This is a genomic window from Streptomyces sp. NPDC032721 (genome assembly GCF_055579625.1).
Genome location: NZ_JBVIMX010000014.1, coordinates 59460 through 74957, shown reverse-complemented (window position 1 = coordinate 74957; position 15498 = coordinate 59460). Strand labels below are relative to the sequence as shown.

Below are 15498 nucleotides of genomic sequence, written 5' to 3'. Positions count from 1 at the left end.
CACGTACATCCGCCCTCTCCCCATCCCAGGAGATCGCTGTGACCATCACGCCCCCCGCACTGAGCGTTTTCGAAACCCTTGAGTCCGAGGTCCGGAGCTACTGCCGCAGCTGGCCCGCCGTGTTCGACCGCGCGCAGGGCTCCCGCATGTTCGACGAGGACGGCCACACCTACCTCGACTTCTTCGCGGGCGCAGGCTCGCTCAACTACGGGCACAACAACCCGGTCCTCAAACGCGCCCTGATCGACTACATCGAGCGCGACGGCGTCACCCACGGCCTGGACATGGCGACCACCGCCAAGCGCGCGTTCCTGGAGACCTTCCAGAACGTGATCCTGCGCCCCCGTGACCTGCCGTACAAGGTGATGTTCCCCGGCCCGACGGGCACCAACGCGGTCGAGTCCGCGCTGAAGCTGGCCCGCAAGGTCAAGGGCCGCGAGTCGGTCGTCTCCTTCACCAACGCCTTCCACGGCATGTCGCTGGGCTCGCTCGCCGTCACCGGCAACGCCTTCAAGCGGGCCGGCGCAGGCATCCCGCTGGTGCACGGCACCCCGATGCCGTTCGACAACTACTTCGACGGCCAGGTCCCGGACTTCCTGTGGTTCGAGCGCCTCCTGGAGGACCAGGGCTCGGGTCTCAACAAGCCCGCCGCCGTGATCGTGGAGACCGTGCAGGGCGAGGGCGGCATCAACGTCGCCCGCGCCGAGTGGCTGCGCGCGCTCCAGGAGCTGTGCCACCGCCAGGACATGCTGCTGATCGTCGACGACATCCAGATGGGCTGCGGCCGTACCGGCGAGTTCTTCTCCTTCGAGGAGGCGGGCATCCAGCCGGACATCGTCACCCTCTCCAAGTCCATCAGCGGCTACGGACTGCCCATGTCGCTCTGCCTGTTCAAGCCGGAGCTGGACGTCTGGGAGCCGGGCGAGCACAACGGCACCTTCCGCGGCAACAACCCCGCCTTCGTCACCGCCGCCGCCGCGCTCAACGCGTACTGGGCCGACGGCCAGATGGAGAAGCAGACCCTGGCCCGCGGCGAACTCGTCGAGCGCGCCCTGCTGGCCATCGCCGACGAGAACGCCGAGGCCGGCGTCAGCTTCCGCGGCCGGGGCCTGGTCTGGGGCATCGAGTTCACCGACAAGGACCGTGCCACCGCCGTCTGCCGCCGCGCCTTCGAGCTCGGCATGCTCCTGGAGACCTCGGGCCCGGAGAGCGAGGTCGTGAAGCTGCTGCCCGCGCTCACCATCTCCGCCGACGAGCTCGACGAGGGCCTGCGCATCCTGGCCCGCGCGGTCCGCGAGACCGCCTGACGCACCACCGGCACGTCATTACCGTTACGTAGGAGAAGGGCTCAAGTCACCGTGATCGTCCGCTCGTTCAAGGACATCGAAGGAACCGACCGCCATGTGAAGGCGAAGACCGGAACCTGGGAGAGCAAGCGCATCGTGCTCGCCAAGGAGAAGGTCGGCTTCTCCCTCCACGAGACCACCCTCTACGCGGGTACGGAGACCCAGATGTGGTACGCCAACCACATCGAGGCCGTGCTGTGCGTCGAGGGCGAGGCGGAACTCACCAACGACGAAACGGGCGAGACCCACTGGATCGAGCCCGGCACCATGTACCTGCTGGACGGTCATGAGCGCCACACCATGCGCCCCAAGACCGACTTCCGGTGCGTGTGTGTCTTCAACCCTCCCGTCACCGGACGGGAGGACCACGACGAGAACGGCGTATACCCGCTGCTGACCGAGGAGGCCTGAACCATGACGGACGTACTCACCAGCCCCACGGGCTCCGCGACCGGCGACCTCTATCCGACGCGAGGCGCCACCGAGGTGACCACCCCGCGCCAGGACCCGGTCGTCTGGTCGGCGCCCGGGACGGAGGGCCCGATCACGTCGAGTGATCTGGCGGGGTTCGAGCGGGACGGCTTCCTGGCCGTCGACCAGCTGATCGCGGACGACGAAGTGGCCCTGTACCGGGCCGAGTTGGACCGGCTGATCGCCGACCCTGCGGTACGGGCCGACCCGCGTTCCATCATCGAGCCCAAGTCGCAGGACGTCAGGTCCGTCTTCGAGGTCCACCGGCTCAGCACGGTCTTCGCCCAGCTGGTGCGCGACCCCAGGGTGGTGGGCCGGGCCCGCCAGATCCTCGGCTCGGACGTCTACGTCCACCAGTCGCGGATCAACGTCAAGCCGGGCTTCGGCGCCTCGGGCTTCTACTGGCACTCGGACTTCGAGACCTGGCACGCCGAGGACGGCCTGCCGAACATGCGGACCGTGTCGGTGTCCATCGCCCTGACGCCGAACCTCGACACCAACGGCGGGCTGATGATCATGCCCGGTTCGCACCGGCACTTCCTCGGCTGCGCGGGTGAGACGCCCAAGGACAACTACAAGAAGTCGCTGCAGATGCAGGACGCGGGCACCCCGTCCGACGAGGCGCTGACCCGGATGGCCGACGCGCACGGCATCAAGCTCTTCACGGGGCGGGCCGGTTCGGCGACCTGGTTCGACTGCAACTGCATGCACGGCTCCGGCGACAACATCACGCCGTACGCCCGCAGCAACGTCTTCATCGTGTTCAACAGCGTGGAGAACGCGGCGGTCGAGCCCTTCGCGGCGCCCGTGCGGCGGCCGGACTACATCGGCGCGCGGGACTTCACGCCGGTGCGGTAGGGCTGTTGGTACGTGAGTGGGGGCGGGACTTCTCGGAGTCCCGCCCCCACTCGTCGTGCTGCCCGGTGCTACTTGGCGAGCGCCGGGTAGTCCGTGAAGCCCTGCTCCGTACCGCCGAAGAAGGTGGCCGGGTCGGGGGTGTTGTACGGGCCTTCCGTCGCGAGCCGGGCGGGCAGGTCCGGGTTGGCGAGGAACAGCGCGCCGAAGGCGAGCACGTCCGCCGTGCCGTCCTCCAGCAGGCCGAGCGCGCGGTGGTCGGTCGGTCCTTCGGTGACCGGGTTGAGGACGAGGGTGCCGGTGAACTTCTCCCGGAACAGCTCGGTGAACTCCCGCTGCTCCGGCGCGTTCTCGGCGGCGTGCAGATAGGCGAGGCCGAGCGGTGCTATCGCCTCGACCACCGCCGTGTACACGGCGTGGACCTCGTCGCTCTCGGTGATGTCGTTGAACGGGTTGCCGGGCGAGAGCCGCAGGGCGGTGCGGGCAGCGCCGATCTCGGCGGCGACGGCCTTGACGGTCTCGATGGCGAACCGAGCCCGGTTGGCGGCGGAGCCGCCCCACTCGTCGGTGCGGAGGTTGGCGTTGCCGGAGAGGAACTGGTGGATCAAGTACCCGTTGGCGCCGTGCAGTTCGACCCCGTCGAAGCCCGCGTCGACGGCGTTGCGGGCGGCGCGGGCGTAGTCCCGTACCGTCTCGTGGATCTCGTCGGAGGTCAGCTCGCGGGGCTCGGTGAAGTCCGCCATGCCGGTGCCGGTGAAGAGCTGGCCGGCCGGGGTCACGGCGGACGGGGCGACGGGGGTGAGCCCCTCGGGCAGCAGGTCGGGGTGGCCGATCCGGCCCGCGTGCATGATCTGCGCGAAGATCACGCCGCCCTCGGCGTGCACGGCGTCGGTGACCTTGCGCCACCCGGCGACCTGCTCGTCGCTGTGCAGCCCCGGGGTCCACGGGTAGCCCTGCCCGACCACCGACGGCTGGACGCCCTCGGTGACGATGAGCCCGGCCGAGGCGCGCTGGGCATAGTACTCGGCGACCAGCTCGGTCGGCACCCCGCCCGCACCGGCCCGGCTGCGGGTCATCGGGGCCATGGCGATGCGGTTGGCGAGGGTGGTGCCGGCGAGGTCGTGGCTGGTGAAAGCGGTGCTGGACATGGCGGGGCTCCCAGGGCGAGCAGGTAATGTTTGGTCGGCCAAGTAACTGGCGTCGGTGTCACTGTAGCGCATTAATTGGCCGACCAAGTTAAAGTGTGGGAAACGCCTGAAGCACCCGAAGAAGCACGAGGAACTCCTGATGTCGCAAGAGCCCGCTTGTCCCGGCCTGACCGCAGGCGGTCCGGTCAGCCACTCCCTGTCGGTGGTGGCCCGGCTGCACCGGATCGCCGCGGGGCGGGTGCTGCGCGAGCTGGGGCTCTACCCGGGGCAGGAGTTCGTGATGATGCTGCTGTGGGAGGCGGGCCCGATGCGGCAGTCGGAGCTGATCAAGGCGGTGGCCCTGGACCCCTCGACGGTCACCAAGTCGCTCCAGCGCCTGGAACAGGCGGGCCACGTACGCCGCAGCCCGGACCCCAAGGACCGCAGGGCGTCCCTGGTGGAAGCCACGGACAAGAGCTGTGGCCTGCGCGCACGGGTGCGCGAGGCATGGGCGGAGCTGGAGGGGACGACGCTGGCGGGGCTGACGGACGAGGAAGCGGGCCAGCTGCTGACGCTGCTGGAGAGGGTACGGGGAAACCTGTGCCCGCTGGCGGGCGACGAAGCGGGGGAGTGCGGCTGAGGGGGCGGGGCGGCGGAGGGGACGGTGCCGCCGAGAGGGCGGGGCGCTCGGGGCGGGCGTGGTGGTCAGGACGGGAGGGTCCCGCGTGCCTCCGTCAGTGCCCGCAGGAAGCGGTCCGTCGTGGTCCGGTCCCGTACCGCCACCCGCAGCCAGCGCTCGTCCAGCCCCGGGAAGGTGTCGCCGCGCCGCACCGCGAAGCCCGCCGTGCGCAGCAGCGCACGTACCCGGGGCGCCTCGTCCAGCCGCAGCAGTACGAAGGACGCCCGCGCCTCGCCCGCCACGTGCACGCCCTCCTGACCCGCCAGCCCGGCGAGCAGGTGCGCCCGGTCCAGGTCCAGCGAGCGGGCCGCCTCCTGGGCCTCCCGCAGCCCGCGCGCCGACACGCAGGCCTCGGCCGCCACCAGCGCGGGCGTGGACACCGGCCACAGCGGCTGGGCCCGCTCCAGCAGGGCCACCGTCTCCGGCGCGGCCGTCACGTAGCCGATCCGCAGCCCCGCGAGCCCCCACGTCTTGGTCAGGCTGCGCAGCACGATCAGACCGGGCACGTCCGTCCGCCCCGCCAGCGCCTCCGGCTCGCCCGGCACCGCGTCCATGAACGCCTCGTCCACCACCAACGTCCGCCCCGGCCTGGCCAGTCGGGCCAGCAGGGCGGCCGGGTGCAGCACCGAGGTGGGGTTGGTGGGGTTGCCGATCACCACCAGGTCCGCGTCCTCGGGCACCGCCGCCGGGTCCAGCCGGAACCCGTCCGCCGCCCGCAGCAGCACCCGCCCCACCTCGTGCCCGGCATCGCGCAGCGCCGCCTCGGGCTCGGTGAACTGCGGGTGCACGACCACGGGCCGCCGCGCCCGCACCGCCCGCGCGATCAGCACGAACGCCTCCGCCGCCCCCGCCGTCAGCAGCACCCGCTCCACCGGCAGCCCGTGCCGCGTAGCCACCGCGGCCCGGGCCGCCCGCCCGTCCGGGTACGCGGCGAGGTCGTCGAGGCTGGCGGCGATGCGCTCCTTGAGCCAGCCCGGCGGGGTGTGCGAGCGGACGTTGACCGCGAGATCGGTCAGCCCGGCCGCCGCACCCCGTACCTCGGCATCACCGTGATGCCGGAGGTCGTGCACCGGCGAAGCGCCCGCCGCCTCCGCTTCCCCCACCGGTTCCGCCACCGGATCTGCTGCCCGCACGTCCACGCTCATCGTCCCCGGCCCTCGCGCTCGTCGTCCCGTCCCCGTACCCGGGCCACCGCGCATGTCGCCATGGCAGGCCTGCCCGCAGGGCTCGACTTCCTCTTCGGTACGAGGAGTTCCCCCGCACCACTCGTCCCACCGGTCCCGCCGGCCGTGCTCCCCGCCAGCGCCGCCGCCTCCGCCACCGAAGGCGTGCCCACCGCGGCGAGCGCCCGCCCGGACGGATGGGGCACCGTCACCCGGGCCAGTTCCGCCGCCCCGTACGCCAGCACCGGCACCCCCAGCCGCCGCCCGCACTCCACGATCGCCCGCTCCGCCGCCTTGACGTCGACGGTCGCGAGCGCGCCGACGGCCGCCAGCGGCAGCCCGGCCTCCGCGAGGGCGTCCGCGACCAGCTCGTACAGCTCGTCGACGGGCGCGTCCTCGCACGCCCCGACGCCCACCACGACCCGCCCCACCGGGCCCGAAGGACTCACCGAAAGACTCAACGGACTTCCCTCCGCACGGCGAACCGGCCCAGTTCGAGGTGCGCCACCCCGCGCCCATCGGCTAGCAAGGGCGCATGGCGTACACGGCGCTCCTCGTCGCGCTCGGCGCGTTCCTGATGACGTTGTTCGGTGGCTGGGTCGCCCAGCGCGTCACCGACCGGCGGCACCTCGTGCTGGGCCTCGCGGGCGGGCTGATGCTCGGCGTCGTCGGCCTGGACCTGCTGCCGGAGGCCCTGGAGGCGGCCGGCCGGGAGGTCTTCGGCGTACCGGAGGCACTGCTTCTGTTCGTCGGCGGATTCCTCGCCGCGCACGTCGCCGAGCACCTGCTCGCCCGCCACCAGGCGGCCCACGGGGCCGACCCCGGCGAACGCGTCCCCGAGGTGGGCCTGGCCGCCGGCTCCGCCATGGTCGGCCACAGCCTGATGGACGGCATCGCGCTCGGCGCCGCCTTCCAGGTGGGCGGCAGCATGGGCGTGGCGGTGGCGCTCGCGGTGGTCGCACACGACTTCGCCGACGGCTTCAACACGTACACGCTGACCCGCCTGTACGGGAACGCCCGGCGCAAGGCACTGGCGATGCTGTTCGCGGACGCGGCGGCTCCGGTGGTCGGTGCCGCGACCACACTCCTGTTCACCCTGCCGGCCGAACTGCTCGGCAGCTATCTCGGCTTCTTCGGCGGCGTACTCCTGTACCTGGCGGCGGCCGAGATCCTGCCCGAGGCCCACCACGACCACCCGGCCCGCTCGACCCTGCTGTGCACGGTCGCGGGCGTGGGCTTCATCTGGCTGGTGGTGGGCATCGCGGGCTGAGCGCGGGACTCCTTTGCGCACGGCCGTCCGCACTCCTCCGCGCACGGCTGTGCGCACTCCTCTGCTCACGGCTGTGCGCACCGCTCCACGAACCGGTACGCCATCTGCGGGGCTGCTGCCCAGTGCGTGTGCAGATAGCTGGCGTGCACACCGTCCTGTACGAAACCCTCGACGCGGCGCTGCGGATGCGTGAACCCCCAGGCGGGGGCGGCCCCGGCACCCGGTTCGAGCACCGTCCGGTGGAACTCGTGACCGCGCAGCCGCGTACCTGCCCCGGCCAGCGCACTGTCCCCGATCGCGACGGCCTCCCGGTAGCCGAGCGTCAGCTTCTCCGACATCCGCGCCTCGGCGTCGAGCACCCCGCACATCGGCTGCCCGTCCAGCGACCGGGCCAGGTACAGCAGCCCCGCACACTCGGCGGCGATGGGCGCCCCGCTCCGTGCGAGCTCCGCCACGGCCTTGCGCAGCGGCTCGTTCGCGGAGAGCTCGGGCGCGTACACCTCGGGGAACCCGCCCCCGATGACCAGCCCGGCCGTCCCCTCGGGCAGCCCCTCGTCACGCAGCGGGTCGAACGGTACGACGGTGGCCCCGGCAGCGGCCAGCAACTCCGTGTGCTCGGCGTACGAGAACGTGAACGCGGCCCCGGCGGCGACCGCGACCACGGGGCCGCCCCCACCATTGCGGGCGGAACCGCCCCCGGCCGGGCTCCACGCCGCACTCCCGGGGCCGCCGCCCGCCCCGCGCGCCAGCCCGAGCACCGCCTCCAGGTCCACCCCGCCGCGCACCTGCTCCGCCAGCGCCGCGACGGCCTCCACCGCCTCGGCCTGCCGCTCGGCGACCGGCACAAGACCGAGGTGCCGGGACGGCGTGCGCACCTGCCTGGCCCGCCGCAGGGCACCCAGGACCGGTACGCCCGACCCGTCCAGGGCCTCCCGCAGCAGCTCCTCGTGCCGGTCGGAGCCGACCTTGTTCAGGATCACGCCCCCGATCCGCACCTCCGGGTCCCAGGACGCGAAGCCGTGCACGAGCGCCGCCACCGACCGCGACTGCGACGACCCGTCCACCACCAGCACCACCGGTGCCCGCAACAGCTTGGCGATCTGCGCCGTGGACGCCAGCTCGCCCTGCCCGGCGGCCCCGTCGTACAGCCCCATCACGCCTTCGACGATCGCCAGGTCGCAGCCGGCCGCCCCGTGCTCGAAGAGCGGAGCCACCTGCTCGGGCCCGCACATGTAGGCGTCCAGGTTCCGCCCCGGCCGCCCCGTCGCCAGTGCGTGGTACCCCGGATCGATGTAGTCAGGACCCACCTTGTGCGGCGAGACCCTCAGCCCGCGCTCCGTGAAGGCGGCCATCAGCCCCGTCGCGACAGTGGTCTTGCCACTGCCCGACGACGGCGCGGCCACCACGATCCGTGCTACCACTCGATGCCCCGCTGACCCTTCTGACCCGCGTCCATCGGGTGCTTCACCTTCGACATGTCCGTCACCAGATCGGCGGCGTCCAGCAGCGCCTGCGGAGCGTTGCGGCCCGTGATCACGACGTGCTGCGTGCCAGGACGGTCACGCAGCACCTGCACGACCTCCTCCACGTCGATCCACCCCCAGTGCAGCGGGTACGCGAACTCGTCGAGCACGTAGAACTTGTAGGTCTCGGCCGCCAGGTCGCGCTTGACCTGCTCCCAGCCCTCCCTGGCCTTCTCCTCGTTGTCGACCTGATCGTCGCGCTGGACCCAGGACCAGCCCTCGCCCATCTTGTGCCAGGCGACGGTGCCGCCCTCGCCCGTGGCGCCGAGGGCCTTGAGCGCGTTCTCCTCGCCGACCTTCCACTTCGCCGACTTCACGAACTGGAACACCCCGATCGGCCAGCCCTGGTTCCAGGCCCGCAGCGCCATCCCGAAGGCCGCCGTCGACTTCCCCTTGCCGATGCCCGTGTGCACCATGAGCAGCGGCCGGTTGCGGCGCTGGCGGGTGGTGAGCCCGTCGTTCGGTACGGATTCCGGCTGTCCCTGCGGCATTACGCGGCCTTCCTCGAAGTGCTCCGTGAACCCTGACCCTGAACGTCCTTGACGAGTCCGGCGATCGAATCCGCCCGCAGCTCGTCCAGCGTGACGGCCGTGCCGCCCAGCTCCCTCGCCAGCTCGCCCGCGAGACCGAGCCTGACCATCCCCGACTCGCAGTCCACCACCACCGAGGCGATGCCCTCCGCCTCGTGCAGCCGCGCCGCCCGCCCGGCCAGCGCCACCGGCTCGGGACCACCGGTCGCCCGCCCGTCCGTCACCACGACCAGCAGCGGCCGCCGCGAGGGATCCCGCAGCCGCTCGATCCGCAGCACCTCGTGCGCCTTGAGCAGCCCGGCGGCCAGCGGAGTGCGCCCACCGGTCGGCAGCGTCTCCAGCCGGGCCGCCGCCGCGTCCACCGAGGACGTCGGCGGAAGGGCGACCTCCGCCTCCTTCCCCCGGAAGGTGACCAGACCGACCTTGTCCCGCCGCTGGTACGCGTCCAGCAGCAGCGAGAGCACCGCGCCCTTCACCGCGCTCATCCGCTGCCGGGCCGCCATCGACCCCGAGGCGTCCACCACGAACAGCACCAGGTTCCCCTCGCGCCCCTCCCGCGTCGCCTGCCGCAGATCGTCCCTGCGCACCACGAGCCCGCGCCCGGCCCGCCCGCGCGCCCGCTGGTGCGGGGCGGCGGCCTGCACGGTGGCGGCCAGGTGCAGCTTGGTCAGCGCACCCCGGGGACGTACGGCACCGGTCGTACGGCCGTGCTCGGTACGCGCCCTGGACCTGCGCCCGGCCGCGCCCTCGCCGAGGCCCGGCACGCTCAGCATCTTCGTGCGGAACGGCTCCGCCGCCTTCGCGGCGGGCTGCTCACGGGCGCCGGACGGCGCGCCCTGCGCGGGCTCCTGCTCCTGCGGGGCGGGCGGTTCGGGCGTGTCGCCCTGCTCCGTCCCGCCCTGCTGCGGCGCGTCGGGGGCGCCGCCGCCGTCGCTGTCGCGCTGCGGCGGAAGGCCGCCGCCACCGGGCCCGTCGGGGTCCGTGTCCGGGTCCGTGCCGGGGTCGGGGTCCGGGCCCTCGCCGTCGTCCGCCGGGCTGTTCTCGGCCAGCGTGTCGTCGAGCTTGTCCTCGTCCAGCCCCGGTGCGTCGAAGGGGTTGCGGCGCCTGCGGTGCGGCAGCGCGAGCAGCGCCGCCTGCCGTACGTCCTCCTCCCGTACGTCCTCCCGGCCCGCCCACGCGGCCAGCGCGGTCGCGGTGCGCGCCATCACGATGTCGGCCCGCATCCCGTCGACCTCGAAGGCGGCGCAGGTCGCGGCGATCTGCCGCAACGCGTCGTCGCCCAGGCGGACCTGGGGGAGCAGCGCCCGCGCGGCCACGACGCGCTCGCGCAGATCGGCCTCCTCGCCCGCCCACTTGGCGGCGAAACCGGCCGGATCGTCGTCGTACGCCAGCCGGCGGCGCACCACCTCCACCCGCTGGTCGGTGTCGCGGGACGCGGCCACCTCCACGGTCAGCCCGAACCGGTCGAGCAACTGCGGCCGCAGTTCGCCCTCCTCGGGGTTCATCGTCCCCACCAGCAGGAACCGCGCGGCGTGCCGCACGGACACCCCCTCGCGCTCGACGTACGACGCGCCCATGGCGGCGGCGTCGAGCAGCAGGTCGACCAGGTGGTCGTGGAGGAGATTGACCTCGTCGACGTAGAGGATTCCCCGGTGCGCGTCGGCCAGCAGCCCCGGCTCGAAGGCCTTCACGCCCTCGCTCAGCGCCCGCTCGATGTCGAGCGCGCCGACCAGGCGGTCCTCCGACGCGCCGACCGGCAGCTCCACCATGCGGGTGGGCCGGGTGACGCCGTCGCCGGGCTCGTGCGGCCCGTCCGGGCAGTGGGGGTCCGCCGCACCGGGAGCGCAGGAGAACCTGCACCCCTCGACGACGTCCATCGCGGGCAGCACCGCCGTGAGACCACGCACGATCGTGGACTTGGCGGTGCCCTTCTCGCCCCGGACGAGCACCCCGCCGATGGCCGGGGACACGGCGTTGAGCAGCAGGCTCAACCGCATGTCGTCCATCCCGACGACTGCGGTGAACGGATAAGGAGCCGTGGCCATTAACGGGTTCCCCTTTCGAGGGAGGTGTGGTGATCCGCTGAGAAGACGCTTTCCGTACGGGCGGAGGCGGGGCATCCGCCGGGGGGTCTCACGGCGCCCCCGGCGGCACGAACGGCAGCCCCGCCGGCGCGCCGGACTCGATCAGCCGCCACAGCCCGTCCGTGTCCGCATGGTGCTCGATCAGGTCGCCCAGCTTGTCCAACTGCTCCTCGCGCAGCGCCTCGAAGCTGGTGTCGGGCGCCGGTACGAAGCGACGCCCCGCGGCGGCGGCGACCTCCCGCAGGAAGGCGCGCCGGAACGCGTCGCTCTCCAGCGACCCGTGCCAGTGCGTCCCCCACACCGAGCCCACCCGGCAGCCGTCCAGGAAGGCGTCGCCGCCCAGCACTTCGGCGACACCGTGATGGATCTCGTACCCCGTCACCGTCTCGCCCAGCGCCTCGCCCACCGGGCGCGCCAGGGTCTTCTCCCGGGCGAACCGCACCCGCACCGGCAGCAGTCCGAGCCCGTCCACCGTCCCGGCGCGCGACTCCACCTCGTCCTCGATGCGCTCGCCGAGCACCTGGAAACCGCCGCAGATCCCCAGCACCGGCCGCCCCTCGGCCGCCCGCCGCACCAGGGCGTCGGCGAGTCCGCGCTCCCTGAGCCACTCCAGCGCCTTCACCGTGCCCCGGGTGCCCGGGACGACCACGAGGTCCGCGTCGGCGAGTTCCTCCGCCCGGTCCACGAACCGCACCACCACACCCGGCTCGGCCGCCAGCGCGTCCACATCGGTGAAGTTCGACATCAGCGGCACCGCGCACACCGCGACGCGCAGCACGTCCTCGCCGACCGGCGGCGCCACCACGGACTCGCGGACGGCGCCGCGCAGCGACACCCGCAGTCCGTCCTCCTCGTCGATGCCGAGCCCGTGCGCGAAGGGCAGCACCCCGTACGTCCGGCGCCCGGTGAGGTCCTGGAGCATGTCCAGGCCCGGCTCCAGCAGCGACACATCACCCCGGAACTTGTTCACCAAGTAGCCCGCGACCAGCCGCTGGTCCTCCTTCGCCAGCAGCGCCGTCGTCCCGAAGAACGACGCGAAGACCCCGCCCCGGTCGATGTCGCCGACCACGACCACCGGGAAGCCGGCGGCCCGCGCGATCCCCATGTTCACGATGTCGGTACGCCGCAGATTGATCTCGGCGGGGCTCCCGGCGCCCTCGCAGATCACCGCGTCGTACTGGCCGCGCAACTCCGCCAGGCACTCGGTGACCGTGCCGAGCAGCGCCTCGCGGTGCCCGCCCTGGACGCCCTTGCCGTACTCCTTGCCGCCCGCCGTGCCGAAGAAGCCGCGCGCGCTCATCTCGCCCACCGGCTTGCCGAGCAGCACCACCTGGCTGGACCTGTCGCTGCCCGGCTTCAGCAGTACGGGGTTCATCAGCGCGGTCGGCTCGACCCTGGCCGCCTGCGCCTGCATCGCCTGCGCCCGCCCGATCTCCGCGCCCTCACGGGTCACGAACGAGTTCAGCGACATGTTCTGCGCCTTGAACGGGGCGACCTTCACCCCCTGCCGCACCAGCCACCGGCAGATCCCCGCCGTGACCACGCTCTTGCCCGCGTCCGACGTGGTCCCCGCGACCAGCAGTCCACCGCCGCTCATGACGTACGTCCCTTCACTCGGCCCGCCAGCACGCGCCCCGCCGCACACACGGCCAGCGCCAGCACACCCACCCGGCGCGACAGCCGCACCGCACGTTCGATGTCCGCCGTGGCGACGGGCCGGCCCGCCGCCCCGTTGAGCACCGCCCGGTGCTCCACCCGCCCGGCGTACGACAGCGTCCCGCCGAGCCGCACCCCCAGCGCACCCGCGAACGAGGCCTCGACCGGGCCCGCGTTGGGGCTCGGATGGGCCGCGGCGTCCGTACGCCAGGCACGCAGCGCACCGCGCCGGTCCTCCCCGGCGAGCACCGCGAGCGCGGCCGTCAGCCGGGCACCCGGCCAGCCCGCCACGTCGTCCAGCCGCGCCGAGGCCCACCCGTAGCGCCGGTAGCGCGCCGACCTGTGCCCGACCATCGCGTCCAGGGTGTTCACCGCGCGGAACGCCACCAGCCCCGGCACGCCCCCGACCGCCCCCCACACCAGCGCGCCCACCACGGCGTCGGAGGTGTTCTCGGCGACGGACTCCACCACGGCACGCGCCATCTGCTGCCCGTCCAGGGCCTGCGGGTCGCGCCCGCACAGGTGCGGCAGCCGCTCGCGGGCCACGTCGAGGTCCCCGGCGGCCAGCGCCCCGCCGATCGCACGGGCCTCGCGCCCCAGCGACGTACCGCCGACGACGGACCACGTGACGGCGGCGGTCAGGGCGACGGAAGCGGCGGGGGAGCGGCGCACGGCACGCGCGGCGAGCGCGGCGGCCCCGGCGGCCCCGCCGACGCACAGGAGGGTGTGCAGGGCGCCCCGGCCCCGGTCGTCGCGCCACAGGGCCTTCTCCACGGCCCCGGCGGCACGGCCGAAGGCGGCCACCGGATGGCCCCGGCGCGGATCGCCGAGCAGCAGGTCGCCGAGGAGGCCGGCGGCGGCACCGTACGCGAAGACATGGGCAGGCGAAACAGCTGAACCGCGTGGACCGCAGCCGGGCATGGCGAAGTTGTCCTCACTCAGGGTCCGCGCCCTGGTTCGACGTGACGAGCGGCTGGGAGTTCCTGGCTTCGTGACGACCAAAGGTCGCACGTGACAGTGGCGGGACCGCGCCGGATTCGCACCGGCTTCCTCTCCATGCCGCCGTATTGGCTCGGGCAGTCCACCATGCGCCGCGAACAACCGTCAACCTGGGGTTGACCTGCAGGAGGCGGCGCACGGAAGCACCGCCCCGCACACGACGGACCGCCCCGCGCACGGGGCGCGGGGCGGTCCGGGGGAGATGCGTGCGTCAGGCGACGATCAGGAAGATCCCGTACGCGACGGCCGCCGCGCAGAGCGCGAAGCAGGCGTACGCGCCGGTGCGCGCCATGGTCGCGGAGCCGCCGGAAGCGGCGGCCGCCTCCTGCTTGGAGAGGCCCACGATGCCGAGGGTGAAGAGGCCCACCAGGCCGACGGTGGCCACGAGGCTGACGCCGAAGACGGTGCCGAGAGCTGCCCAGTCGATGTTCATGTCGTCGCTTCCTTAGACCGAGGCGGCCGGGCGGGCCGGTTCGGCGGAGGCCCCGGAGGGGGAGTGGAGGGTGGCCTTTATGTCGTCGGTGGTGAGCACACCGGCGGGCGGCGGGGTGACGGCCGCGATGGCCGTGGTGACCACACCGGCGGGCTCGGCGGCGGCGCCGGTGGCCGCTGCCTGGGGCGCGGTGCCGGTCGAGTCGAGGTCGTCGGCGGTGACCGGCTTGCGGCGCGACAGCGCCCAGATCACGGCCGAGCCGCCCACCAGCAGGATCGCCACGGCGGTGACGCCCCAGGTGCCCTGACCGGTGAGGAACTCCGCGGCGGCGGCGACCAGTCCGGCGGCCGGCAGCGTCAGACCCCAGGCGACGAACATCCGGGTCGCGGTCGACCAGCGGACCACGCCGCCCTTGCGGCCGAGACCGGCGCCCATCACGGAGCCGGAGCAGACCTGGGTGGTGGAGAGCGAGAAGCCGAGGTGCGAGGAGGCCAGGATGACCGTGGCCGCACCGGTCTGGGCGGCGAAGCCCTGCGGCGGCCTCAGGTCGGTGAGGCCGGTGCCCATGGTGCGGATGATGCGCCAGCCGCCGAGGTAGGTACCCAGCGCGATGGCCACACCGGCCGAGACGATGACCCACATCGGCGGGTTCGCGCCGGGGGCCAGCACGTTGCCGGTGACCAGGGCCAGGGTGATGACACCCATGGTCTTCTGCGCGTCGTTGGTGCCGTGGGCGAGCGAGACGAGACCGGCGGAGGCGATCTGACCGGCCCGGTAGCCCTTGGCGGTGGCCTTCTCGTCGGTCTTGTCCGCCAGCTTGAAGGTGAGCTTGGTGGCGAGGTACGCGGCGGCACCGGCCACGATCGGCGCGGCGATCGCGGGCAGCAGCACCTTGGTGATGACGACGCTGCCGTTGACGCCGGAGGCGCCGACCGACATCAGGGTGGCGCCGATGAGGCCGCCGAAGAGTGCGTGGGAGGAACTGGACGGCAGGCCGATCAGCCAGGTCATCAGGTTCCAGAGGATCGCGCCGACGAGCGCCGCGAAGATCACTTCCGTGGTGATGCCGCTCTCGTTGATGAGTCCACCGGAGATCGTCTTGGCGACCTCGACGGAGAGGAAGGCACCAACGAGGTTCAGCACGGCGGACATGGCCACCGCCGTTTTGGGCTTGAGTGCGCCGGTCGAGATGGTGGTGGCCATCGCGTTGGCAGTGTCGTGGAAACCGTTCGTGAAATCGAACACGAGTGCGGTCACGATCACGATTCCGAGAAGGAGCGTGATGTGTTCCATTTACCCAGGCAATCGTTTGAGGTCAGTGGCTGTTGGAACGTAGGTAACCCGAGTGAACGGAAGGTGAAC

Annotated in this window: 14 protein-coding genes, 1 pseudogene and 1 riboswitch; of the genes and pseudogenes, 5 read left to right on the top strand and 10 right to left on the bottom strand. The window is 72.8% G+C overall.

Features of this window, described 5'->3' with window-relative positions:
- Positions 1-38: 38 nt before the first annotated feature.
- The 3 genes from ectB to thpD are packed head-to-tail and all read left to right on the top strand — an operon-like array spanning position 39 to position 2675.
- The gene (gene ectB / locus ACZ5PB_RS27805; protein WP_468694705.1) at positions 39-1307 is read left to right on the top strand and encodes a diaminobutyrate--2-oxoglutarate transaminase; all 1269 of its coding nucleotides are present in this window, start codon (positions 39-41) and stop codon (positions 1305-1307) included.
- Between the two features lie 51 nt (positions 1308-1358).
- On the top strand, positions 1359-1757 hold the full coding sequence (locus ACZ5PB_RS27800; protein ID WP_362415251.1) for an ectoine synthase: 399 nt from the start codon (positions 1359-1361) through the stop codon (positions 1755-1757).
- Positions 1758-1760: 3 nt separating this feature from the next.
- On the top strand, positions 1761-2675 hold the full coding sequence (gene thpD, locus ACZ5PB_RS27795) for an ectoine hydroxylase (RefSeq protein WP_468694702.1): 915 nt from the start codon (positions 1761-1763) through the stop codon (positions 2673-2675).
- Positions 2676-2743: 68 nt separating this feature from the next.
- Here thpD and ACZ5PB_RS27790 read toward each other — a convergent pair whose 3' ends face one another.
- Entirely contained in the window at positions 2744-3820 is a 1077-nt protein-coding gene (locus ACZ5PB_RS27790) for an alkene reductase (protein WP_468694700.1), read from the bottom strand.
- Between the two features lie 139 nt (positions 3821-3959).
- On the opposite strand from ACZ5PB_RS27790, the gene ACZ5PB_RS27785 reads away from it, so the two are divergent.
- On the top strand, positions 3960-4439 hold the full coding sequence (locus ACZ5PB_RS27785; RefSeq protein ID WP_468694699.1) for a MarR family winged helix-turn-helix transcriptional regulator: 480 nt from the start codon (positions 3960-3962) through the stop codon (positions 4437-4439).
- 65 nt (positions 4440-4504) lie between these two features.
- On the opposite strand, the gene cobC is transcribed toward ACZ5PB_RS27785, so the two are convergent.
- Positions 4505-5623, bottom strand: a complete 1119-nt coding sequence (gene cobC / locus ACZ5PB_RS27780; RefSeq protein WP_468694697.1) for an Rv2231c family pyridoxal phosphate-dependent protein CobC — start codon at positions 5621-5623, stop codon at positions 4505-4507.
- Positions 5623-6063: pseudogene (locus tag ACZ5PB_RS27775) on the bottom strand (cobalamin biosynthesis protein); the annotation flags it as partial. The pseudogene ACZ5PB_RS27775 and the gene cobC, both read right to left, overlap by 1 nt.
- Positions 6064-6176: 113 nt before the next feature.
- Here ACZ5PB_RS27775 and ACZ5PB_RS27770 point away from each other — a divergent pair.
- A complete protein-coding gene (locus tag ACZ5PB_RS27770) occupies positions 6177-6911 on the top strand; it encodes a ZIP family metal transporter (RefSeq protein ID WP_468694696.1) in 735 nt (244 codons plus the stop codon).
- A gap of 65 nt (positions 6912-6976) precedes the next feature.
- Here ACZ5PB_RS27770 and ACZ5PB_RS27765 read toward each other — a convergent pair whose 3' ends face one another.
- The 7 genes from ACZ5PB_RS27765 to ACZ5PB_RS27735 all read right to left on the bottom strand — a co-directional run bounded on the left by ACZ5PB_RS27765 (position 6977) and on the right by ACZ5PB_RS27735 (position 15429).
- Positions 6977-8332: a cobyrinate a,c-diamide synthase gene (locus ACZ5PB_RS27765; RefSeq protein ID WP_468694694.1), complete on the bottom strand. Its 1356-nt coding sequence runs from the start codon at positions 8330-8332 to the stop codon at positions 6977-6979.
- Complete coding sequence (gene cobO, locus ACZ5PB_RS27760) at positions 8326-8925, bottom strand: cob(I)yrinic acid a,c-diamide adenosyltransferase (protein ID WP_468694693.1); 600 nt, start codon at positions 8923-8925, stop codon at positions 8326-8328. The genes ACZ5PB_RS27765 and cobO overlap by 7 nt, the downstream gene beginning before the upstream one ends.
- Positions 8925-11009, bottom strand: a complete 2085-nt coding sequence (locus tag ACZ5PB_RS27755; protein ID WP_468694692.1) for a putative cobaltochelatase — start codon at positions 11007-11009, stop codon at positions 8925-8927. Before ACZ5PB_RS27755 ends, cobO begins: the two co-directional genes overlap by 1 nt.
- A gap of 88 nt (positions 11010-11097) precedes the next feature.
- Positions 11098-12645: a cobyric acid synthase gene (locus ACZ5PB_RS27750; RefSeq protein ID WP_468694690.1), complete on the bottom strand. Its 1548-nt coding sequence runs from the start codon at positions 12643-12645 to the stop codon at positions 11098-11100.
- Positions 12642-13625, bottom strand: a complete 984-nt coding sequence (locus ACZ5PB_RS27745; protein ID WP_468694688.1) for a cobalamin biosynthesis protein — start codon at positions 13623-13625, stop codon at positions 12642-12644. The genes ACZ5PB_RS27750 and ACZ5PB_RS27745 overlap by 4 nt, the downstream gene beginning before the upstream one ends.
- A gap of 33 nt (positions 13626-13658) precedes the next feature.
- Positions 13659-13808: riboswitch (cobalamin riboswitch) on the bottom strand.
- Positions 13809-13914: 106 nt separating this feature from the next.
- Positions 13915-14136: a hypothetical protein gene (locus ACZ5PB_RS27740; RefSeq protein ID WP_468694687.1), complete on the bottom strand. Its 222-nt coding sequence runs from the start codon at positions 14134-14136 to the stop codon at positions 13915-13917.
- A 12-nt stretch (positions 14137-14148) separates the two neighbouring features.
- Positions 14149-15429 carry an inorganic phosphate transporter gene (locus tag ACZ5PB_RS27735; RefSeq protein WP_468694686.1) on the bottom strand — a complete coding sequence of 427 codons (1281 nt, stop codon included), beginning with the start codon at positions 15427-15429 and terminating at the stop codon, positions 14149-14151.
- Positions 15430-15498: the final 69 nt, after the last annotated feature.

Excerpts from the sequence above, each read along its gene's own strand:
- thpD (WP_468694702.1), top strand. The coding sequence starts at position 1,761 with ATGACGGACGTACTCACCAGCCCCACGGGCTCCGCGACCGGCGACCTC.
- ACZ5PB_RS27790 (WP_468694700.1), bottom strand. The coding sequence starts at position 3,820 with ATGTCCAGCACCGCTTTCACCAGCCACGACCTCGCCGGCACCACCCTC.
- ACZ5PB_RS27785 (WP_468694699.1), top strand. The coding sequence starts at position 3,960 with ATGTCGCAAGAGCCCGCTTGTCCCGGCCTGACCGCAGGCGGTCCGGTC.
- cobC (WP_468694697.1), bottom strand. The coding sequence starts at position 5,623 with ATGAGCGTGGACGTGCGGGCAGCAGATCCGGTGGCGGAACCGGTGGGG.
- ACZ5PB_RS27770 (WP_468694696.1), top strand. The coding sequence starts at position 6,177 with ATGGCGTACACGGCGCTCCTCGTCGCGCTCGGCGCGTTCCTGATGACG.
- cobO (WP_468694693.1), bottom strand. The coding sequence starts at position 8,925 with ATGCCGCAGGGACAGCCGGAATCCGTACCGAACGACGGGCTCACCACC.
- ACZ5PB_RS27755 (WP_468694692.1), bottom strand. The coding sequence starts at position 11,009 with ATGGCCACGGCTCCTTATCCGTTCACCGCAGTCGTCGGGATGGACGAC.
- ACZ5PB_RS27750 (WP_468694690.1), bottom strand. The coding sequence starts at position 12,645 with ATGAGCGGCGGTGGACTGCTGGTCGCGGGGACCACGTCGGACGCGGGC.
- ACZ5PB_RS27745 (WP_468694688.1), bottom strand. The coding sequence starts at position 13,625 with ATGCCCGGCTGCGGTCCACGCGGTTCAGCTGTTTCGCCTGCCCATGTC.
- ACZ5PB_RS27740 (WP_468694687.1), bottom strand. The coding sequence starts at position 14,136 with ATGAACATCGACTGGGCAGCTCTCGGCACCGTCTTCGGCGTCAGCCTC.
- ACZ5PB_RS27735 (WP_468694686.1), bottom strand. The coding sequence starts at position 15,429 with ATGGAACACATCACGCTCCTTCTCGGAATCGTGATCGTGACCGCACTC.